20 protein-coding genes are annotated in these 19981 nt (G+C 69.9%); 12 read left to right on the top strand and 8 right to left on the bottom strand.

Features of this window, described 5'->3' with window-relative positions; translation table 11 throughout:
* Positions 1-142 precede the first annotated feature (142 nt).
* Positions 143-865 carry an MBL fold metallo-hydrolase gene (locus ABFJ78_RS29350; RefSeq protein WP_436389808.1) on the bottom strand — a complete coding sequence of 241 codons (723 nt, stop codon included), beginning with the start codon at positions 863-865 and terminating at the stop codon, positions 143-145.
* A gap of 31 nt (positions 866-896) precedes the next feature.
* Between ABFJ78_RS29350 and ABFJ78_RS29355 the strand changes: the two genes are divergently transcribed.
* Positions 897-1703, top strand: coding sequence for an exodeoxyribonuclease III (locus ABFJ78_RS29355; protein WP_436389809.1), 807 nt, complete (start codon positions 897-899; stop codon positions 1701-1703).
* Here the strand turns inward: ABFJ78_RS29355 and ABFJ78_RS29360 are convergent.
* A complete protein-coding gene (locus ABFJ78_RS29360) occupies positions 1700-2173 on the bottom strand; it encodes a cupin domain-containing protein (protein WP_436389810.1) in 474 nt (157 codons plus the stop codon). The genes ABFJ78_RS29355 and ABFJ78_RS29360 overlap by 4 nt on opposite strands.
* 81 nt (positions 2174-2254) lie before the next feature.
* Between ABFJ78_RS29360 and ABFJ78_RS29365 the strand changes: the two genes are divergently transcribed.
* A complete protein-coding gene (locus tag ABFJ78_RS29365; RefSeq protein WP_436389811.1) occupies positions 2255-2755 on the top strand; it encodes a MarR family winged helix-turn-helix transcriptional regulator in 501 nt (166 codons plus the stop codon).
* A 54-nt stretch (positions 2756-2809) separates the two neighbouring features.
* On the opposite strand, the gene ABFJ78_RS29370 is transcribed toward ABFJ78_RS29365, so the two are convergent.
* Complete coding sequence (locus ABFJ78_RS29370; RefSeq protein WP_436389812.1) at positions 2810-3538, bottom strand: chitinase; 729 nt, start codon at positions 3536-3538, stop codon at positions 2810-2812.
* Positions 3539-3993: 455 nt separating this feature from the next.
* On the opposite strand from ABFJ78_RS29370, the gene ABFJ78_RS29375 reads away from it, so the two are divergent.
* The 6 genes from ABFJ78_RS29375 to ABFJ78_RS29400 all read left to right on the top strand — a co-directional run bounded on the left by ABFJ78_RS29375 (position 3994) and on the right by ABFJ78_RS29400 (position 9263).
* The gene (locus ABFJ78_RS29375) at positions 3994-4344 is read left to right on the top strand and encodes a hypothetical protein (protein ID WP_436389813.1); all 351 of its coding nucleotides are present in this window, start codon (positions 3994-3996) and stop codon (positions 4342-4344) included.
* Positions 4345-4849: 505 nt separating this feature from the next.
* Positions 4850-5884: a tryptophan--tRNA ligase gene (trpS, locus tag ABFJ78_RS29380; RefSeq protein WP_436389814.1), complete on the top strand. Its 1035-nt coding sequence runs from the start codon at positions 4850-4852 to the stop codon at positions 5882-5884.
* On the top strand, positions 5881-6384 hold the full coding sequence (locus tag ABFJ78_RS29385) for an AAA family ATPase (RefSeq protein WP_436389815.1): 504 nt from the start codon (positions 5881-5883) through the stop codon (positions 6382-6384). The genes trpS and ABFJ78_RS29385 overlap by 4 nt, the downstream gene beginning before the upstream one ends.
* Before the next feature lie 45 nt (positions 6385-6429).
* Complete coding sequence (gene yhjD / locus ABFJ78_RS29390) at positions 6430-7443, top strand: inner membrane protein YhjD (RefSeq protein WP_436389816.1); 1014 nt, start codon at positions 6430-6432, stop codon at positions 7441-7443.
* A 390-nt stretch (positions 7444-7833) separates the two neighbouring features.
* The gene (locus ABFJ78_RS29395) at positions 7834-8829 is read left to right on the top strand and encodes an acyl-CoA dehydrogenase family protein (RefSeq protein ID WP_436389817.1); all 996 of its coding nucleotides are present in this window, start codon (positions 7834-7836) and stop codon (positions 8827-8829) included.
* Positions 8826-9263: a winged helix-turn-helix transcriptional regulator gene (locus tag ABFJ78_RS29400; RefSeq protein WP_436389818.1), complete on the top strand. Its 438-nt coding sequence runs from the start codon at positions 8826-8828 to the stop codon at positions 9261-9263. The genes ABFJ78_RS29395 and ABFJ78_RS29400 overlap by 4 nt, the downstream gene beginning before the upstream one ends.
* On the opposite strand, the gene ABFJ78_RS29405 is transcribed toward ABFJ78_RS29400, so the two are convergent.
* Complete coding sequence (locus tag ABFJ78_RS29405; protein WP_436389819.1) at positions 9260-10504, bottom strand: D-alanyl-D-alanine carboxypeptidase family protein; 1245 nt, start codon at positions 10502-10504, stop codon at positions 9260-9262. The two genes, ABFJ78_RS29400 and ABFJ78_RS29405, sit on opposite strands and share 4 nt — an antisense overlap.
* 43 nt (positions 10505-10547) lie before the next feature.
* Here ABFJ78_RS29405 and ABFJ78_RS29410 point away from each other — a divergent pair, with 43 nt between their 5' ends.
* Together ABFJ78_RS29410 and ABFJ78_RS29415 are read left to right on the top strand one after the other, a co-directional pair.
* Entirely contained in the window at positions 10548-10787 is a 240-nt protein-coding gene (locus tag ABFJ78_RS29410) for an SCO4848 family membrane protein (RefSeq protein WP_436389820.1), read from the top strand.
* A 63-nt stretch (positions 10788-10850) separates the two neighbouring features.
* On the top strand, positions 10851-12245 hold the full coding sequence (locus ABFJ78_RS29415) for a S8 family peptidase (RefSeq protein ID WP_436389821.1): 1395 nt from the start codon (positions 10851-10853) through the stop codon (positions 12243-12245).
* A 411-nt stretch (positions 12246-12656) separates the two neighbouring features.
* On the opposite strand, the gene ABFJ78_RS29420 is transcribed toward ABFJ78_RS29415, so the two are convergent.
* Genes ABFJ78_RS29420 through sdhC form a run of 4 tightly spaced genes read right to left on the bottom strand, consistent with a single transcriptional unit; the run spans position 12657 to position 16060 of the window.
* Positions 12657-13427: a succinate dehydrogenase iron-sulfur subunit gene (locus tag ABFJ78_RS29420; protein WP_436389822.1), complete on the bottom strand. Its 771-nt coding sequence runs from the start codon at positions 13425-13427 to the stop codon at positions 12657-12659.
* Complete coding sequence (sdhA, locus tag ABFJ78_RS29425) at positions 13427-15181, bottom strand: succinate dehydrogenase flavoprotein subunit (RefSeq protein WP_436389823.1); 1755 nt, start codon at positions 15179-15181, stop codon at positions 13427-13429. The genes ABFJ78_RS29420 and sdhA overlap by 1 nt, the downstream gene beginning before the upstream one ends.
* Positions 15182-15201: 20 nt before the next feature.
* Positions 15202-15615, bottom strand: a complete 414-nt coding sequence (locus tag ABFJ78_RS29430; protein WP_372672138.1) for a succinate dehydrogenase hydrophobic membrane anchor subunit — start codon at positions 15613-15615, stop codon at positions 15202-15204.
* 1 nt (position 15616) lies between these two features.
* Positions 15617-16060, bottom strand: coding sequence for a succinate dehydrogenase, cytochrome b556 subunit (sdhC, locus tag ABFJ78_RS29435; protein WP_436389824.1), 444 nt, complete (start codon positions 16058-16060; stop codon positions 15617-15619).
* Positions 16061-16454: 394 nt separating this feature from the next.
* Here sdhC and ABFJ78_RS29440 point away from each other — a divergent pair, with 394 nt between their 5' ends.
* A complete protein-coding gene (locus ABFJ78_RS29440) occupies positions 16455-18446 on the top strand; it encodes an NPCBM/NEW2 domain-containing protein (RefSeq protein ID WP_436389825.1) in 1992 nt (663 codons plus the stop codon).
* Positions 18447-18766: 320 nt separating this feature from the next.
* A complete protein-coding gene (locus tag ABFJ78_RS29445; RefSeq protein WP_436389826.1) occupies positions 18767-19912 on the top strand; it encodes a BMP family lipoprotein in 1146 nt (381 codons plus the stop codon).
* Positions 19913-19981 lie beyond the last annotated feature (69 nt).

A 19981-nucleotide genomic window follows, 5' to 3' on the forward strand; every position in this document is an offset into this window, starting at 1 on the left:
GGGGAACGCGCTTGGACGGGGGTCCGGGTGCGAGGTGAAGGTCCCTTCGGACCCGCTGGACGGCGGCCTGTGAGGCGAAGGCGGTTGAGGCTTCGGGCCGGGCCGGGCCGCGCCGGCGGCACCCCGCGGGCCGAGCCGGGCGTCACAGCTCGATCGTGAGGCCTTCCTCCGCGACCAGCACCTCGCCGCCGAACTCCGCGCGTGCCTCCGCGGCCGCCGCCGAGCGATCGGTGGCCGGCCAAAAGTGCGTCAGCAGCAACCGGCGCGCTCCGGCCGCGGCCGCCCACTCGCCCGCCTCCGCGGCCGTCATCAAGTACCGCGGTTCGTCCCCCGGGGGCGGCGTCCGGTAGGTGGCGTCGCAGATGAGCAGGTCGGCATCGCGCCCCAACTCGGCCAGCACCGGCGAGGGCCCCGTGTCACCTGTGTAAGCCACGGTCAGCCCGGGCGCGGCCAATCGCACGCCGAAGTTCGGCACGTGGTGCGGCAACGCGAACGTCGTCAGCCGGAACGGCCCGACCGAGGTCGCCGACTCGAGGTCGCGCACCTCGAACACCTCCGTCGGGTGCGGCCGCGGCTCCATCGCCGCGAGCCGGCCGACCGTGCCGGGCGTGCAGTACAACGGCAGCCGCGGACCGTCGCCGTAGTACGAGGCCCGCCCGAGCGCGCTCACGTCCGCGCAGTGGTCCGGGTGCTCGTGCGTCACCACCACCGCGTCCGGCAGCCCGTGGCCGAACAGGCGTGAGGCGGCGCCGTACCCGAGGTCGAGGACCACACGGAACCCGTTGTGCGACAACAGGAACCCGGCACACGCCCGCCCGGCCTCGGGGAACGCGCCGCAACTCCCGAGCACCGTCAGCTCACCCATGCCCGGCAGTCTGGCAGAGCGAACCGGTAGCGTGCGGGACGTGCTGACCGTCTCCACCGTGAACGTCAACGGACTCCGCGCCGCCGCCAAGAAGGGCTTCGTCGAGTGGCTCGCCACCACGAAGGCCGACGTCGTCGCCTGCCAGGAGGTGCGCGCCGAGGCGAGCCAGCTCCCCGCGAACGTCGTCGAGCCCGACGGCTGGTTCTCGGTGCACGCCCCCTCGGCCGTCAAGGGACGCAACGGCGTCGCCATCTACAGCCGCGAAGAGCCCGAAGAAGTCCGGATCGGCTTCGGCGAACCCGAGTTCGAAGACAGCGGCCGCTACCTCGAAGTCCACTTCGCGAAGGTCGTCGTCGCCAGCCTCTACCTCCCCAGCGGCGACGTCGGCACCGAGCGCCAGGACGAGAAGGAACGCTTCATGGCCGCGTTCCTGCCCTACCTCGTCGAGCTGCGGGCCAAGGCCGCCGCGGCCGGGCGCGAGGTCGTCGTCGTGGGAGACTGGAACATCGCCTACGACACCGTCGACCTCAAGAACTGGCGCGGCAACCGCAAGAACTCGGGCTTCCTGCCCGAAGAGCGCGCCTGGCTCGGCCGCGTCTACACCGAGGCCGGCTACACCGACGTCCAGCGCCGCCTCGATCCCGAAGGCCCCGGCCCCTACACCTGGTGGTCCTACCGCGGCCAGGCCTTCGACAACGACTCCGGCTGGCGCATCGACTGCCAGCTCGCCACCCCGGGCCTCGCCGAGAAGGTCGTCGACGTGGTCGTCGAGCGCGCCGCCGCCTACGACCAGCGCTGGTCCGACCACGCGCCGGTCACCGCCACCTACGACATCTAGGCCGCGCGGGCCGCGCGCCAGGCCGCGCTGTCCACGAAGTGGTTGTCGAACCGGTCCTGCGACGCCAGGATCTCCGCCGGCGACGCCTCGCCCCGCCGGATCCGGTCGATCATCCGGAAGTACTCGAAGCGCTCGACGCCGGGCGTGAACACGATCAGCACGTCCGCGCCGGAACGCGAAGTCGCCCCGAACGCGTGATTCGTGTGCGGTGGCACGAACAGCATGTCACCCGTCCGGACCGTCACGACGTCGTCGCCGTTCAGGACCTCGAGCTCGCCGTCCAGCATGAAGAACATCTCGGCCGACGAGGTGTGGAAGTGGGGCGTCGCGCCGTCGCGCCCGCGGCCCAGTGAGGCGCGGTTCGTGCTCAGGTGCCCGCCGGTCTGGGAGACGTCGGCGAGCAGGGTCATCGTGTCGGGGGTCGAGCCGAGCTGCTCGGCTTCGTCGTGGCGTACCAGCAATGTCGTCATGCCCAGGATGGTTCCACGCCTGATAGTTCGTTGTCAAACTATCAAGCGGCGAATAGTGCTGGCGTCGAATAGGGTGACGCGGTGACTGATGAAGACGCCGTCGACGCCGTCGTGTCGGCGTGGCACCGCGAACGCCCCGACCTCGACCTGACCGCCATCGGCGTCGCCGGCCGGATGGGGCGGCTCGCGCTCGTGCTCGGCCCGGCGCAGGAGCGGGTGTTCGGGAAGTTCGGCCTGCAGCGCGGGGAGTTCGACGTCCTGGCCGCGCTCCGCCGGTCCGGGCGGCCCTACACGCTGATCCCGTCGGAGCTGTCCGCGACGCTGATGATGTCCCGCGCCGGCATGACGAGCCGCCTCGACCGGCTGGAGAAGGCCGGGTTCGTCGAGCGCACGCTGGACCCGAACGACCGCCGCAGCTTCCGCATCCGCCTGACGGCCAGTGGTTTCGACGCCGTCGACGCCGCGATGACCGAGCACACCGCGAACGTCTCCGAGCTGCTGTCGGGGTTGTCCAAAAAGGAACTGGGGCTGCTCGACGACGTCCTGCGCAAGCTGCTCGGCCACCTCGATCCCCAGGCGTAGCACCAAAAAGGGCCTCCCCGAGTGGCCGGGGAGGCCCTTCTCGCCGCGCCCGGCTCAGCAGGACAGGTTGTCTCCGGTGGGAACGCCGAGGATCCCGGTGATCTGCGTGTACTTGTCGATCCGGCTCTGCACCTGGGCGGGGTTGCCGCCGTTGCACTCGATCGAGCCGTTGATGCTGCGGATCGTCTCGCCGAAGCCGCGCTGGTTGACCATCGCGTCGTGCGGCGTCATCGTGCCCGGGCCGGTCTGGGTGTTCCAGTACCAGAGGCCGGTCTTCCAGGCCACGGCGGCGTTCTGCTCGACCTGGTAGGGGTTGCCGAGCAGGTCGATGCCGAGCGCGTCGCCGGCGGCCTTGTAGTTGAAGTTCCAGCTGAGCTGGATCGGGCCGCGGCCGTAGTAGGCGGCCTGGCCGGCCGGGCAGCCGTAGGGCTGGCTCGCGTCGCAGTAGTGCGGGTAGTTCGCGGTGTTCTGCTCGACGATGTAGACGAGGCCGCCGGTTTCGTGGTTGACGTTCGCGAGGAACGCGGCGGCTTCCTGCTTCTTCACGGTGTCGTCGCCGGTGTTCGCGAAGCCGGGGTACGCGGAGAGCGCGTCGGTCAGGCCGCTGTAGGTGTAGAAACTGTTGCGGCCGGGGAAGATCTGGTCGAACTGGGCTTCGCTGACGACGAAGGAGGCGTCCGCGGCGGCGGACGCGGTGGTGGCCGGCAGCACGACGGCGGCGCTCGCCGCGGCGAGCGCGCTCACCGCCACTCCGGCGCGCTTCAGGAACCGGGCAATCGACATTCGGGACTCCTCTTGATCACGCCGGTCGTGCGCGGTCCGACCGAGCCGAATGGGCTACTCCAAGAGGTATAGACCAATCACTATCGAGTGAAAAGTTTTCCGAATAAGACGACGCGATCGGACCAGTCCGTGCTGCGACGAATGGCAGAGCGTGAGCCGAATTTGCGATGAACGAGTGATGACCAGCCGGACACGGATCGGTCACGCTCTACTTTGGGTATGAGCGTTCCGCTCTGCGCAACACCCGCTTGGGCGGTTGGAGTGAACCGTGGGGGTGGCCGGAACGTGTTCTCGGTTGGGCGCTAGTCTCGGCCCCCGAGTTGATCGGGACGACAGGTCTTGACACGCTCGGTAGTTTTTTGACCAGTAGCACGCAGCGTCTCACTCGGATGGGTGAGCATTTAGGTGAGTCACTCGCGGGAGGCACTCCGGTGCGCAACCCAGGTCAAACCCTGATGCGATCCACACTGCGCGGATTCCGCGCGGCGGCGGTGGTCGCGCTCGTCCCGGCGGCCCTGCTGCTGGCCGGCGGCGCAAGCGCGTTCGCCGACGTGACGACGGCGCAGGCCGAGACGAACGCGGAGAGCTTCGGCGTCCTCGGCCCGGTCGGCCTGGTCGCGGTGGCGCTCGGCATCGTCGGGATGACGCTCGGTGTGCTGCGCCAGCGCCGCAAGGCCCGGGTGGCGGAGGCGGCTCCGGCGGTCCCCGAGGCCCCGGGCCCGATGACGGCGATGGCCGAAGCGGTGCTCGGTGAGCCCGACGCCACGCCGACCCGCCCGTTTTTGACGCAGCACCCGCACGCCTGAGCCCACGCAGCGCGGGTGGCTGGTTTCCCGCGTCGGCTCGCCCCGCTCCCACGCTCTGAATCGTCCGCGCCGGCCATAGCCGATCCAGCGGCGGTTCGCCCCAGCCCCTCACACCTGTGTCCCCAGTGTGGCCCGGAGCCGAAGGCTCCCCGGCCACCCTGGCACGTGAGCCCGCGCGGCGCCGGCGGCGGCCGATACCGCGCCGGCTTGCCCCGCTGCCTGGGCGGCCTGCCCCGGGCCCGGCTGTGGCCGAAGCCGCGGCCGCCCCGGCCACGCAAGCTTGAGCCTGCCGTGTGGCCGGAGCCGAAGGATCCAGGCTGCCTGCGCGCGTGAGCCCCGCGCCCGCCGGGGCGCCGTTCCGCCCTCAGCACCGCAAGCCTGAGCCGTCCCGTCGCCTGGGAAGCCCGCGTCCCGGCGCCCACCTCGCTAGCCCGCGGCCTGGAAGAATCCCCAGCTCCAACCCCCTCCGCGCCCACCACGGGGCCCGGCCTGGAAGAATCCTCCCGTGTCCGAAGAGCAGACCGTCGCCGCTGAACGTCGTCCGCGGGTCCTTTCCGGGATCCAGCCCACCGCCGACTCGTTCCACCTCGGCAACTACCTCGGTGCGCTGCGCCAGTGGGTGCGGCTGCAGGACACGCACGAGCCGTTCTACTGCGTCGTCGACCTGCACGCCATCACCGTCGAGCAGGACCCGAAGGTGCTCCGGCAGCGCACCCGCGTCTCGGCCGCGCAGCTGCTCGCCATCGGCATCGACCCCGAGCGCAGCGCCCTGTTCGTGCAGAGCCACGTCCCGGAGCACGCCCAGCTGAGCTGGGTCCTCGAATGCCAGACCGGCTTCGGCGAGGCCGGCCGGATGACGCAGTTCAAGGACAAGTCGGCCAAGCAGGGCTCCGACCGCTCCAGCGTCGGCCTCTTCACCTACCCGATTCTGCAGGCCGCCGACATCCTGCTCTACCGCGCGGACGCCGTCCCGGTCGGCGAGGACCAGCGCCAGCACCTGGAGCTCACGCGCGACCTCGCGCAGCGCTTCAACAACCGGCTCGGCAAGACGTTCGTCGTGCCCGAGCCGTACATCATCAAGGACACGGCCAAGATCTACGACCTGCAGGAACCGACGGCCAAGATGAGCAAGTCGGCCTCCAGCGCCAACGGCATCGTCGAGCTGCTCGAAGACCCGAAGCGTTCGGCGAAGAAGATCCGTTCGGCGGTCACCGACACCGGCCGCGAGGTCAAGTTCGACGCGGAGAACAAGGCCGGCGTCTCGAACCTGCTGACCATCTACTCGGCTCTGACCGAACGCACGATCCCGGACCTCGAAGCGGCGTACGAGGGCAAGGGCTACGGCGATCTGAAGAAGGACCTCGGCGAGGTGTTCGTCGAATGGGTCACGCCGATCCAGGAGCGGGCGAAGTCCTATTTGGACGACGTCGCCGAGCTGGACAAGATCCTCGCCGCGGGCGCGGAGCGGGCGCGCGAGGTGGCGTCGAAGACGCTGGCCAAGACGTACCAGCGGATCGGGTTCCTGCCGCCGGTGCGGTGAAGCTGATCCTGCTGAACGGCCCGCCGGGCAGCGGCAAGTCGACGCTGGCCCGCCGCTACGCCGACGACCACCCGCCGGCGCTGGCTTTGGACGTCGACCGGGTCCGGGCGATGATCGGCGGCTGGCGAACGGAGCCGGGCCAGGCGGGGTTGCTGGCGCGAGAGATAGCGTTGGCGGCAGCGCGTACCCACCTGTCGGCGGGGCATGACGTCGTCGTGCCGCAGCTCCTGGCCCGCCCGGGTTTCGCCGAGCGGCTGGAGGCGCTGGCCGGCGAGACCGGCGCGAGCTTCCACGAGGTCGTGCTGCTGCCGGGCATCGAGGAGACGTGCCGGCGCTTCGCCGGGCGCGGGGAATCGGAAGTCGAGACGGCGCGACCGCTCACCGAGGAAGACCTGGCCACGGCATACGAGCGAGTCGCCGAGTACGCGTCGACGCGGCCCCGGGCGTCGATCCTCGGCGGGACCGCCGCTTACCAGGACTTCCTCGCCTCCCTCACCTGAGCCGCTCGCGTTGCGGGAGTCACTGGGCGTGGTTAGCGTTTCACGGTGGCGAACGAAGAAACGAAGGAAAAGCTCCTGCCGCGGCTGCGGCGGAAGTACCCGTGGCTCGATCACCTGATCCGCGCCAACGACGCCTTCACCGAGCGGTACGGCAACCACTACGCCGCCGCCATCACCTACTTCAGCGTGCTGTCCGTCTTCCCGCTCTTCATGGTCGCCTTCGCCGTGGTCGGGCTCGTCGTCAACCACGACCAGACCATCATCACCAAGATCACCGACGGCATCAACAACTCCGTGCCCGAGGGCCTCAAGGACCTCGTCAACGGCATCGTCAAGGGCGCGCTCGACTCCGGGGGCGGCATCGGGGTCTTCGGTCTGCTCATCGCCCTCTACTCCGGCATCGGCTGGATGTCGAACCTCCGCGACGCGCTCACCGCGCAGTGGGGCCAGGAAAAGCAGTCGCAGCCGATCGTCAAGCAGACGCTCAAGGACCTCGTCGCGCTGATCGGACTCGGGGTCGCGCTCGTCGTCTCCTTCGCGCTGACCGCCGTCGGCGGTGGGGTCGGGCAGTTCCTGCTCGAGCTCGTCGGGCTCGAACACGAGACCTGGGCGATCGTCCTGCTGCGCGGGGCGACCATCGTGCTCGGGCTGGCCGCGAACACCCTCGTCTTCATCTGGGTCATCGCGCGGCTGCCGCGGGAGAGGGTCGCGCTGCGCAGCGCCGTCAAGGGGGCCATCGTCGCCGCCATCGGGTTCGTCATCCTGCAGCAGGTCGGCTCGATCTACCTCGCCAGCGTCACGAAGTCGCCGTCGGCCGCACTGTTCGGGCCGGTCATCGGGCTGCTCGTGTTCGCCAACCTCGTCTCGCGCTTCCTCCTGCTCATCACGGCGTGGACCGCGACGGCCAAGGAGAACGAGCGCAAGGTCGTCGCGCCCCCGCCGCCGGTCCGGCTCGAGCAGAGCGTCACCGTGCAGCGCGGGCCCGGGCTCGGCGCCGTCGCGGGTGCCTTCGGCGCCGGGGCGCTGCTCGCGTGGCTCGGGGGCCGCCGCAAGCCTTGACACCGATCCGCCCAGTAAAGAAACTGAACCGGTAAGAAATCTGAACCGGAGGTTTCATGCTGGACGCCGCCCGCGAGTGCGCCGACCTCGCCAAGTCGCTCGCGCCCGTCACCGAACGGCACCGCGCGCTACCGGCCGAGCTGGTCGCCAAGCTGACCGACGCCCAGCTCCTGCGCAGCGGCGTCCCGCGCCACCTGGGCGGCCCCGAAGCACCGCCCGCGCTCAGCCTCGAAACCGCGGAGACGGTCGCACGCGGGGACGCCTCGGCCGGCTGGTGCGTCTCGATCGCCGTGACGAGCAGCCTGCTCTCGGCCTACGCCCCGCGGAAGTGCGCGGAAGAGGTCTTCGGCGACCCGAGGACCGTCGCCGCCGGAGTCTGGGCGCCGCGCGGTGTCGGTCAGAAGGTCGACGGCGGCTACGTCGTGTCCGGCCGCTGGGCCTTCTGCAGCGGCATCCCGCACTGCGACTGGCTCTTCGCCGGGTTCGTGCACGAAAGCGCTCTCTACGTCGGAGCGTTCCCGAAGACCGAGATCCAAGTACTCGACACCTGGCACACGAACGGCCTGCGCGGCACCGGCAGCCACGACTGCGTGGCCGACGAGCTGTTCGTCCCCGAGCACCGCGTCTTCTCGGTCATGGGCGGCCCGCCCGCGGACGCCGTCGCGCTGCACCGCTTCCCGCTCTTCGGCTACTTCGCGCTGTCGGTCGCGGCCGCGGCGCTGGGCAACGCGCGCGGCGCGATCGACGACCTCGTCGAGCTCGCTTCGACGCGCAAGCCGCTCGGCTCCAGCCGGTCGCGGGCCGCCCGCGCGGCAGCCCAGGCCCCCCCGCGCGCGGCGCGATCCACGACCTCTTCGAGCTCGCTTCGACGCGCAAGCCGCTCGGCTCCCGCCGGTCGCTCGCCGAGCGCTCGGCGACGCCGGCCGCCCGCGCGGCAGCCCAGGCCCCCCCGCGCGCGGCGCGATCGCCGACCTCGTCGAGCTCGCTTCGACGCGCAAGCCGCTCGGCTCCAGCCGGTCGCTCGCCGAGCGCTCGGCGACGCAGGCCGCCGTCGCGGAAGCCGAGGCCGCCCTGCGCGCGGCGCGGCTGCTCTACTACACGAGCATCGACGACGCCTGGCAGGCCGCGCAGGGCACCGAGCCGGTGCCGGACGCGCTCAAGCTGGGCCTGCGGCTGGCCGCCACGCACGTCACGCGCACCGCCGCGAAGGTCGCCGAAAGCATGTACGACCTGGGCGGCGGCGCGGCGATCTACGAGACTTCGCCGCTGCAGCGCCGGTTCCGCGACGCCCACACCGCGACCGCCCACTTCCAGGTCAACCCGGCCAGCTTCGAGCTGCCCGGGAAGCTCCTGCTGGGCGTCCCGGCTCGCACGGAGCAGCTGTGACCGACCTGACGCACCGGTTCACGAACGACTCGGTCGGCCGCGCGCTCGACCTGGTCGGGGAGCGGTGGAGCCTGCTCATCCTGCGCGAAGCCTTCTTCGGCGTGCGCCGCTACGGCGAGTTCGCGCGCAACCTCTCGATCCCGCGCCCGACGTTGTCCGCGCGGCTCAAGACCCTCGTCGACGCCCGCGTGCTCGACCGCGTCGACCCGGTGCCCGAGTACGTGCTGACCCAGGCCGGACGGGACCTCTTCGGTGCCGTCGTCACGCTGATGCAGTGGGGCGACGAGCACCTCGCCGGGCCGGACGGGCCGCCGATCCGGTTGCGGCACAACGACTGCGGCGAGATCGGTGGCACGTTCGTCGCTTGTGGACACTGCGGCGGCGAGATCGCCACCGGCAACGTGACCCCGGAGCCCGGACCCGGGTTCCGCTAGCTCGCGGCCTTCTTGCGCTGGTGCCCGACGACGAACGCGCCGACGATGATGAGGAACACGACGAGCGTGATGATCCAGCCGGTGACGCCGAACGGGTCTTCCTTGGCGCCGGCCGCGGCCGAGGACGTCCCGCTGTTGCCGGTGCCGCCGTCGGCGAGCACGGACGGGTCGGTGCCCGACGGCGTGGCCGCCGGCGCCTGGTAGCTGATCTGGCCGACCGGCGCGGCGCGGTCGGCCTCCAGCGCGAAGCCGTAGTCGAGCAGCTTCGCCGCCTGGTCGACGACCTTCGTCGGCTTCTGCTCGGCACGCAGCATCACGACCGCGAGCCGCTTGCCCTTCTGCTGCGCCGCGCCGACGTAGGTGTGGCGGGCGTCGTCGGTGAAGCCGGTCTTGCCGCCGAGGAAGCCCGGGTAGACGCCGAGCAGCTTGTTGTCGTTGTAGATCGGGATGACCGGTTTGCCGCCGGTCGCCGGGATCTCGAAGTTCTTCGTCGAGACGACCCGCGCGAACTCCGGCTGCTTCATCGCGTAGTGGAAGATCAGGCTGAGGTCGTAGGCCGAGGTCGACATGCCCGGCCCGTCGAGCCCCGACGGCGTCGCGGCGCGCGTGTCCTCCGCGCCGATGCGGGCCGCCAGCGCGTTCATCTTGGCCACCGCGGCGTCGACACCGCCGAGCGCCGTGGCGAACGCGTGCGCGACGTCGTTGCCCGAGTGCATCAGCAGGCCGTGCAGCAGCTGGTCGACGGTGTACTGGCCGCCCGCGACCAGGCCGACGCAGGTGCACTCCTGCTCGGCGTCCTCCTTCGTCGCGACGATCACCTGCTGCGGGTTCAGCTGGGTGACGACGACGAGCGCGAGCAGCGTCTTGATCAGCGACGCGGGCCGCTGGCGGGCGTGCGGGTCCTTCGCCGCGATCACCGCGCCGGTGTCGAGGTCCTGCACCAGCCACGACGCCGCGGTGTTGCCCTCCGGCGGGTTCAGCGCGCCGTCCGGGGTGATCAGGCCGCACTCGGCCATCCGCGGGCCGCCGACCGGGTCGGCGGGCACGGCCAGCGGCGGCGGGGCCGGCTTGCCGGGCGCGGGCTTCTCCGACGTGTCGACCGGGGCCGGCGGGGCCTGGCGGTTCGCGCACTGGCCCTGCTGCGGCGCCGCGGCCGCGAGGGCCGGGGTGCTCAGGGCCAGGAGGGCGGCGGCGAGCGTCGTCGTGAAGACCTTGAGCGACCGGGAGACAGCGGAGTGCACCCACGCAATCTAGCGCCGAGGCGCGCGTCGCATACTCAGGGGCATGCGCATTTCGCGAGGCACCTCGCTGTTCCTGCTGGCCTTCGGCGTCTGGTCGTGGATCATCTGGATCACGTTCGCCAAGAACCTGTGGGACAGCGACCGCGCCTGGGCCCCCGACGGCTCGCCGACGGCGTACTTCATCGTGCACGCGGTGCTGACGGTCGTGTCGTTCGTGCTGGGCACGATCATCGGCGTGCTGGGGTGGCGCGGGGTACGCGCCTCTTCGCGGGTCTCCTCCTGACTTTGGTCGGTGGCGCGGTCTTCCGGGCCGGTTTAGGTTGACGCCACCGACTCTGGAGGTGGAATGTCCCGTTTACGCCGAATGGCGGCCCCGCTCGTGCTGGCCGTCGGGGGCGGCCTGTTCGCCGCGGCCCCGGCCGCCGAGGCCGCGCCGGTCACGTGCGACACGACGAGCACGCCGTACACGTACGTGGTGACGTACCAGCCGGGCACGCGCGCGTCGGCCGTCGACCGCGAGCTGGCGGCCAAATGCGGCACGAAGGTGGCGTACTACGGCGAGATCGGCGTCGCGATCGCCAGCTCGCGCAACGCGGACTTCCAGCAGAAGATCGGCGTCTACCGGGCGTATTCGGGCGGCAAGGACGTGGCTTCCGCGGCTTCGGCCCGCTCTTCGCTGGGTGCGGTGAAGACGCTGGAGGACACGCGGACGTTCGCCGCTTCCGGTGATCTTTCGGCGCAGCAGTGGGACATGAAGGCGATCCACGCGCCCGAGGCGAACAAGATCTCCCAGGGCAGCCGCGCGGTGACGGTCGGCGTGCTCGACTCGGGCATCGACGCGACGCACCCGGCCCTTCGCGCGGCCGTTTCTCCCGCTTCCTCGGCGGGCTGCGTCACGGGCGCGCCGGATCTGACGCCGGCGTCGTGGGCGCCGACGACGTCCGACCACGGGACGCACGTGGCGGGCACGATCGCGGGCAAGGACCCGGCGGCGGGCTTCACGGGCATCGCGCCGGGCGTGCGGCTGGCCTCGGTGAAGGTCGTCAACGACGACGGCTACATCTTCCCGGAGTCGGCGGTGTGCGGGTTCGTCTGGGCGGCCAAGCACGGCTTCCAGGTGACGAACAACAGCTACTACGTCGACCCGGGGATGTTCTTCTGCTCCCGCGAGCCGGGCGACGCGGCGGCGTACGAGGCGGTCCGCCGCGCGATCGAGTTCTCGACGCGCCACGGAGTGCTGAACGTGTCGGCGGCGGGCAACTCGGGCTTCGACACGACGACGCAGACAACGGACCCGAACCGCCCGCACCCGGTGGACTCGTCGTGCGGCATCCTCCCGAAGGCGATCGACGGCGTGGTGACGGTGTCGTCGGTGGGCTACGCGGGCACGAAGTCGTCGTTCAGCAACTACGGCGCAATCGACGTGACGGCCCCGGGTGGCGACTTCTCGCAGCTGCCGCCGTCCGGCGAGGGCCCGTCGTGCCCGCTGTCGACAACGGTGTTCGGCGGGCAGTACGGGTCGAAGTGCGGAACGTCGATGGCATCCCCGCACGCGGCGGGCGTCGCGGCGCTGCTGGCTTCGCGGTTCCGGGGAGCACCGCCGTCGTTCATCGCGCGGCTGCTCGAGGGCGAGGCCGACGTGGTGAAGTGCGCGTCGGCGGAGACGGAGTGCACGGGCCCGGCGAAGAACAACTCGTACTACGGCCACGGCCTGGTCAACGCCCTGGACGCGGTCCGCTGACCCCAGCAAAAGGAGCTGGGTGGTCATCCCGTCGCCTGAGGCCGTGAAATCACTTTGAGCCGGGCCCGCAACGGACTGCCCAAGGTAAGGGAGCATGCCAGGCTTGCGGGCCCGGCTCAAAGTGATAGGCCTCGTTCAGGCGACGGGATGACCACCCAGCGACCCACCCGAGAAGGCGAGACGAAGAGCAGAACTCAAGGCCATCCCGGAGCCTGCCCGTCCGGCGAGGACAGTCTTTTGCTTTTTGCCGCAGCAGCGGTCTGTCGCGACTGGGGTGCCATCGCTCTCCCGCGGCTTGGCGGGTCTGGTGACGCCGTGCTCTCGTTGCGCTGCCGGCCGGCGGTTGCTTACCCTTGCACCACAAAAGGGCCCCCGCTCAGCTGAGCGGGGGCCCTTTTGTCGTTGCGAACGTCAGACGCGCTTGAAGAGCAGTGCGCGCTTCACTTCCTGGATCGCCTTCGTCACCTGGATGCCTCGCGGGCAGGCGTCCGTGCAGTTGAACGTCGTGCGGCAGCGCCACACGCCCTCGCCGTCGTTCAGGATGTCCAGCCGCTCCTCCGCTCCCTCGTCGCGGGAGTCGAAGATGAACCGGTGGGCGTTCACGATTGCCGCCGGGCCGAAGTACGAGCCGTCGTTCCAGTACACCGGGCACGACGACGTGCAGCACGCGCACAGGATGCACTTCGTCGTGTCGTCGAACCGGTCGCGGTCCGCCTGGGACTGGATCCGCTCGCGCGTCGGCTCGTTGCCGTACGTGATCAGGTACGGCTTGATCGCGCGGTACGCCTCGAAGAACGGGTCCATGTCGACGTACAGGTCCTTCAACGTCGTCAGGCCCTTGATCGGCGCGATCGTGATCACCGTCTTCTTGCCGCCCGACTCGAGGAGGTCCTTCATCAGGACCTTGCACGCCAGGCGGTTGATGCCGTTGATCTGCATCGCGTCGGACCCGCACACGCCGTGCGCGCACGAACGGCGGAACGAGAACGTCCCGTCGATGTAGTCCTTCACGTAGAACAGCAGGTTCAGCAGCCGGTCGGTGCGCTGCGCCGGGACGTCGTAGGACTCCCAGTGCGGCTCCGAATCCACCTCCGGGTTGAACCGGAGGATCTTCAGCGTGACCGTGATCGGGGTGTGCTCGTCCGAAGCGGCGGTGGCCGAATCGGCAGTAGCCGTAGTCATCAGTACTTCCGCTCCATCGGCTCGTAGCGGGTGAAGGTGACCGGCTTGTAGTCCAGCCGGATGTCGGACGACAGACCCGAGCCCTGCTTGTAGGCCATGGTGTGCCGCATGAAGTTCGTGTCGTCGCGGGTCGGGTAGTCCTCGCGCGCGTGGCCGCCGCGGGACTCCTTGCGCGCCAGCGCGCCCACGACCAGGACCTCGGCCAGCTCCAGCAGGAAGCCCAGCTCGACGGCCTCGAGCAGGTCGGTGTTGTACCGTTTGCCCTTGTCCGCCACCGTGATCCGCTGGTACCGCGCCTTCAGCGCCTGGACGTCGGTCAGCGCCTGCTTCAGCGTGTCCTCGGTCCGGTACACCGACGCGTGCGAGTCCATCGTCTGCTGCATTTCCTTGCGGATGTCGGCGACGCGCTCGTCGCCGTGCTCCGACAGCAGGCCCGCCAGCTGGTCCTCGACCAGCTTGGTCGGGTTCTCCGGCAGCTCGACGTGCTCGTGCGCCAGCGCGTACTCCGCCGCGGCGATGCCGGCGCGGCGGCCGAACACGTTGATGTCCAGCAGCGAGTTCGTGCCCAGGCGGTTCGACCCGTGCACGGACACGCACGCGACCTCGCCCGCCGCGTACAGGCCGGGGATGACGTTCTCGTTGTCGCGCAACGCTTCGCCGTGCACGTTGGTCGGGATCCCGCCCATCACGTAGTGGCACGTCGGGAACACCGGCACCGGCTCCTTCACCGGGTCGACGCCCAGGTAGGTGCGCGAGAACTCGGTGATGTCCGGCAGCTTGGTCTCGAGGACCTCGACCGGCAGGTGCGTGACGTCGAGGACGACGTAGTCCTTGTTCGGGCCGCAACCCCGGCCTTGCAGCACTTCCTGCACCATCGAGCGCGCCACGATGTCGCGCGGCGCGAGGTCCTTGATGGTGGGGGCGTAGCGCTCCATGAACCGCTCGCCGTCGGCGTTGCGCAGGATCCCGCCCTCGCCGCGGACGGCTTCGGAAATGAGAATCCCCAGGCCCGCGAGGCCGGTCGGGTGGAACTGGAAGAACTCCATGTCCTCCAGCGGGAGGCCCTTGCGGAAGATGATGCCGAGGCCGTCACCGGTGAGGGTGTGCGCGTTCGACGTCGTCTTGAAGATCTTGCCCGCGCCGCCGGTGGCGAACACGATCGACTTCGCCTGGAAGACGTGCAGCTCGCCGGTGGCCAGCTCGTAGGCGACGACGCCCGACGCGACGGGGTTCCCGCTCTCGTCCTCGGACAGGATCAGGTCGAGCACGTAGAACTCGTTGAAGAACTCCGTGCCGTACTTGACGCAGTTCTGGTACAGCGTCTGCAGGATCATGTGGCCGGTGCGGTCCGCGGCGTAGCAGGCGCGGCGCACCGCTGCCTTGCCGTGGTCACGCGTGTGCCCGCCGAAGCGGCGCTGGTCGATCTTGCCTTCGGGCGTCCGGTTGAACGGCAGGCCCATCTTCTCCAGGTCGAGCACCGCGTCGATGGCCTCCTTGGCCATGATCTCCGCGGCGTCCTGGTCGACGAGGTAGTCGCCGCCCTTGACCGTGTCGAAGGTGTGCCACTCCCAGTTGTCCTCTTCGACGTTCGCCAGCGCGGCGCACATGCCGCCCTGGGCCGCGCCGGTGTGGGACCGGGTCGGGTAGAGCTTGGTGAGGACCGCGGTGCGGGCGCGCTGGCCGGACTCGATGGCCGCGCGCATGCCGGCGCCGCCGGCGCCGACGATCACCACGTCGTACTTGTGGAACTGCATGGTGGGAGAACTCCGTGGCGTTAGTTCGCGGGCATGTTCGGGTCGAACGTGAAGATCACCATCGTGCCGACGGCCAGGATCAGCACCATCGAGACGTACAGCAGGATCTTCAGCCAGAACCGCGTGCTGTCCTTGCGCGCGTAGTCGTCGATGATGGTGCGCAGGCCGTTCCCGCCGTGGATCTCGGCGAGCCAGAGCATGGCCAGGTCCCAGAACTGCCAGAACGGCGAGGCCCAGCGGCCGGCGACGAAGCCCCAGTTGATCCGGTGCACGCCGCCGTCGAGGATGTTCATGATCAACAGGTGGCCGAGCACCAGGATGATCAGCGCGAGGCCGGAGATCCGCATGAACAGCCAGCTGTAGAGCTCGAAGTTGCTGCGGCGGGCGGCGGGGCGCTTGGGCGTGCGGGGGTTCGCGAGCGCGAGGTCGGCCATGTCAGTTACCCCCGAAGAGCGTCTCGGCGGTGCGCTTCAGCATGAAGAACGCACCGGGGACCATCACGACGACCCAGACCACGCCGATGACCCACAGCATCGCCTTCTGCAGCTTCGGGCCCTTCGACCAGAAGTCGACCAGCATGACGCGGATGCCGTTGAGCGCGTGGAACAGCACCGCGCCGACGAGGCCGACCTCCAGCAGGTTCACGATCGGCGTCTTGTAGGTCTCGATGACCTGGTCGTACGTGTTCGGCGACACGCGCACCAGCGCGGTGTCGAGCACGTGCACGAACAGGAAGAAGAATGTGAGCACGCCGGTGATGCGGTGCAGCACCCAGGACCACATGCCGGGGTCACCCCGGTAGAAGGTCCCTTGCCGGCGTGAGGCACCCGCCCGATCGCTCGCGCCTGCCTCGGGGGCAGTGCTCGCCGTGGTGGACATCGGTGAACGGCCTCCAACGTCTGACTGTGCGCCCGGTGGCCGTGAGGTCCGCTGTCGCCGCGGGAACGGCGGCTGTGCCGAGATCAACGTCATCGAGCCTGGATGAATCGGATGCTAGACCCGCACCCGGCACCCGGCTCACCTCCGGGTTCCTGTCTGTGATGGACCAGACACCGGTACCGGCGCACCGCCACCCGGTGGTGTGGCGCAGCGCACTCGGCGGCGCGGCGGTCCCGATCACCGGAAAGCTGTGAGGTCTGACCTCTGAGAAATCTGATATCTGATGCACTACGCCAAAAGGCTGGCGAAGTCCGTCAATTATTGACCATCCTTCATGCTGTTCTTACTGTCGCTCGCACAGACATCGGACCTTTCACGATGGGGTGACGTTCTGGTGAGACGACTCGGCCTGGTGATCGCCGTCGCGGCGCTGCTGCCCGTGGTGGCGGTCACTCCCGCGCAGGCGCTGCCCGACGGACTGGCGCTGACGCCGCCGATGGGCTTCAACAACTGGAACACGACCGGCTGCGCCGTCGACGAGCAGCTCATCCGCGACACCGCAGACCTCTTCGTCGACAAAGGACTCAAGGCGGCCGGCTACCAGTACGTGAACGTCGACGACTGCTGGGCCGAGCCGGCCCGGGACGCCGACGGCCGGATGCAGGCGAACAAGGCGCGCTTCCCCAGCGGGATCAAGGCGCTGGCCGACTACGTCCATTCGAAGGGCCTGAAGTTCGGCATCTACACGAGCGCGGGCACGCTGACCTGCGCGAAGACCATGCCCGGCGCCCTCGATCACGAAGACGTCGACGCGCAGACGTTCGCGGACTGGGGCGTCGACTACCTCAAGTACGACAACTGCAACAACCAGGGCCGCCCCGCGCTCGAGCGCTACACGAAGATGCGTGACGCGCTGAAGAAGACCGGTCGCCCGATCGTGTACTCGCTCTGCGAGTGGGGCGAGAACAAGCCGTGGGAGTGGGGCGCGGACGTCGGGCACCTGTGGCGGACCACCGGCGACATCAAGGACAACTGGGCGAAGGTCGTCCAGATCCTCAAGGCGAACGCGCCGCTCGCGCCGTACGCCGGGCCCGGCCACTGGAACGATCCCGACATGCTCGAAGTCGGCAACGGCGGGATGACGACCGACGAATACAAGTCGCACTTCTCGCTGTGGGCGATGATGGCCGCGCCGCTGCTCATCGGCGCCGATCTGCGCAAGGTGTCGCCGGAGAACTTCGACGTCCTGCGCAACACCGAGGTCATCGCGCTCGACCAGGACCGGCGCGGGGTCCAGGCGCGCGTGCTGTCCAACCAGGACGGTCACTGGGTCTTCGCCAAGCCGCTCGCGAACGGCGACGTCGCGGTCGCCCTCTTCAACGAGACGACGTCGAGCGCCTCGATCGGCACCACCGCGGCCGCCGCCGGCCTGCCGAAGGCCGCCGGCTACACAGCGCGCGACCTCTGGGCCCACCGCGACCTGCAGACCGCCGGCCGGCTCTCCGCGGTCGTCCCGCCGCACTCGACGACGGTCTACCGGGTCCACGCGGGTGGCGCGTGGCTGCGGGCCGAACCCCTGGTGAGCACCGGCCTCGAGCTGGCCGCGCCCGTCCCCGGCGTGCCGGGGGAGATCACCCCGGCCGGGAAACCCTTCGAGGTGACGGTGTCCGCGACCGACGAGGCCCGCGTCCCGGTGTTCGACCCGCGCGTCACGCTGACCGCGCCCGCCGGCTGGCGGGTCGAGGAACTGGCCCGGCCCCGGGAGTTCGTGCTGGGGACCGGTGACACCGCGGCCGGGCGCTGGCGCGTGACACCGCCGGCCGGCACCGAAGGCACGACGGCCGTCCTGCGTGGCGGCGTCACCTACCGGGCGCTCGGGTTCGGGCAGCGGAGCTGGGCCGGCTCCCAGCAGCTGACGGTCCCGTCGGCCCCGCCCACGGCCCCGGCGTGGGCGAGCGATCTGCGCTGGGCGGCGGAGAAGAACGGTTACGGCCCGGTCGAGCGCGACATGTCCAACGGCAGCATCCCGGCGGGCGACGGCAAGCCGCTGACGATCAACGGCGTCGGCTACCCGAAGGGGCTCGGCGCCCACGCGCCCAGCGAAGTCGTCTTCTACCTGGGCGGCCGCTGCACGGCGTTCAGCGCCGACGTCGGCGTCGACGACGAACGCGAGGCGACGAACAAGCAGGGCTCGACGACGTTCGAGGTCTACGCCGACGGCGCGAAGGCGGCCTCGACGGGCCTGCGGACCTGGCAGGACCCGGCACTGCCCCTGAACGCCGACCTGCACGGGGCCCAGTACCTGCGGCTGGTCGTCACCGACGGCGGCGACGGCAACTCCTACGACCGCGCCGACTGGGCCGCCGCGCGGCTCACCTGCGCCTGAACGGCCGTCATCTCACAGAGTGACCGGGCTGGCCCAACCTTCGGTCAGCCCGGCACACTCCGTGACACGCCACGGCCGTTCGGGTGCACGTCACTCGCACTGAATCAGGGAAAGTGCCGTGGAGTCACCGTGATGATCACGTTCGGTGTCCAGTTCGTCGCGCGCAAGACTGCTGAGTAAACGTTTGTGTTACGTAGCGTGCCTTTCCTATGGCGCATTCCTGTCCGGCGGGTACGGTCTGGCGGTCGACCCGGCAGTGGGCCGGGTCGTGCCCTGATCGTCCGCTGGATCAGCGGGGAGGGAGAAACACGTTGCGTCGCATGCGTGGAACCGCGCTGGCCGCCGCGGCCATGGCCGGGGTGCTCGTCCTGGCCGGGTGCGCCAAGGACTCCGGCGGTGGTAACAGCTCGAACAACACCGCGGCCTCGTCGGGTGGCGGCTCGGACTGCGTCACCGCGCAGAAGCCGCCCGCGGCGCCCGCCGCGTCGAGCAGCACGGCCGCCGCCGGTGGCAAGGTCGACGGCAGCAAGCTGAAGATCGGCCTGGCCTTCGACGTCGGCGGCCGGGGTGACGCGTCGTTCAACGACGCCGCCGCCGCGGGTACCGACAAGGCGAAGAGCGAGCTCGGCGTCACGACGGTCAACGAGAGCACCGCCAGCGCCAGCGAGGCCGAGTCGGCCAAGCAGCAGCGCCTCGACCAGATGGCCTCCTCGGGCCTGAACCCGATCGTCGCGGTCGGGTTCGCCTACGCGGACTCGGTCAAGGCCGTCGCCGCCAAGTACCCGAACACCAAGTTCGCGATCGTCGACGACGACTCGATCACGCTGCCGAACGTCACGCCGCTGGTGTTCGCCGAGGAGCAGGGTTCGTTCCTGGCCGGCGTCGCCGCCGCGTACAAGAGCAAGAACTGCCACATCGGCTTCGTCGGCGGTGTCAACACCCCGCTGATCCAGAAGTTCGAGGCCGGCTTCCTGCAGGGCGCGAAGACCGTTTCGTCCAAGATCAAGATCGAGGACGAGTACCTCACCCCGGCCGGTGACTTCTCCGGGTTCCAGGACCCGCCGAAGGGCAACGCGAAGGCCGCGGCCGAGATCGCCAAGGGCGCGGACGTGATCTACCACGCCGCCGGCGCCTCGGGCAAGGGCGTGTTCGACGCGGCGAAGGCGGGCAACGCGCTGGCCATCGGCGTCGACTCCGACCAGTACAACCAGAAGACCGTCGCCGCCGACAAGGACGTCATCATCACGTCCATGCTCAAGCGCGTCGACGTGGCGGTGTTCGACTACATCCAGGCCGTCGCCAAGGGTGACCTGACGGTCCTGCCGAAGCGGTTCGACCTCAAGGTCGACGGCGTCGGCTACGCCACCTCCGGCGGCAAGGTCGACGACATCAAGGACGTCCTCGACGGCTACAAGGCCCAGATCATCTCGGGCGCGATCACCGTTTCGGACAAGCCGCAGAAGTAGCTCACAACGTGTTCGGGGCTCGGAGGAATTTTCCTCCGGGCCCCTCACGCGTTCCAGAGATATGGAATC

Origin of the sequence: Amycolatopsis sp. MEPSY49 (assembly GCF_051337345.1) — a bacterium.
In the GTDB taxonomy this organism is placed as follows: domain Bacteria; phylum Actinomycetota; class Actinomycetes; order Mycobacteriales; family Pseudonocardiaceae; genus Amycolatopsis.

What these genes read in the sequence shown, in the direction of transcription:
- ABFJ78_RS29350 (WP_436389808.1), bottom strand. Translation starts at nt 865, where the DNA reads ATGGGTGAGCTGACGGTGCTCGGGAGTTGCGGCGCGTTCCCCGAGGCC.
- ABFJ78_RS29360 (WP_436389810.1), bottom strand. Translation starts at nt 2,173, where the DNA reads ATGACGACATTGCTGGTACGCCACGACGAAGCCGAGCAGCTCGGCTCG.
- ABFJ78_RS29370 (WP_436389812.1), bottom strand. Translation starts at nt 3,538, where the DNA reads ATGTCGATTGCCCGGTTCCTGAAGCGCGCCGGAGTGGCGGTGAGCGCG.
- ABFJ78_RS29375 (WP_436389813.1), top strand. Translation starts at nt 3,994, where the DNA reads ATGCGATCCACACTGCGCGGATTCCGCGCGGCGGCGGTGGTCGCGCTC.
- ABFJ78_RS29410 (WP_436389820.1), top strand. Translation starts at nt 10,548, where the DNA reads ATGCGCATTTCGCGAGGCACCTCGCTGTTCCTGCTGGCCTTCGGCGTC.
- ABFJ78_RS29415 (WP_436389821.1), top strand. Translation starts at nt 10,851, where the DNA reads ATGTCCCGTTTACGCCGAATGGCGGCCCCGCTCGTGCTGGCCGTCGGG.
- ABFJ78_RS29420 (WP_436389822.1), bottom strand. Translation starts at nt 13,427, where the DNA reads ATGACTACGGCTACTGCCGATTCGGCCACCGCCGCTTCGGACGAGCAC.
- sdhA (WP_436389823.1), bottom strand. Translation starts at nt 15,181, where the DNA reads ATGCAGTTCCACAAGTACGACGTGGTGATCGTCGGCGCCGGCGGCGCC.
- ABFJ78_RS29430 (WP_372672138.1), bottom strand. Translation starts at nt 15,615, where the DNA reads ATGGCCGACCTCGCGCTCGCGAACCCCCGCACGCCCAAGCGCCCCGCC.
- sdhC (WP_436389824.1), bottom strand. Translation starts at nt 16,060, where the DNA reads ATGTCCACCACGGCGAGCACTGCCCCCGAGGCAGGCGCGAGCGATCGG.
- ABFJ78_RS29445 (WP_436389826.1), top strand. Translation starts at nt 18,767, where the DNA reads ATGCGTGGAACCGCGCTGGCCGCCGCGGCCATGGCCGGGGTGCTCGTC.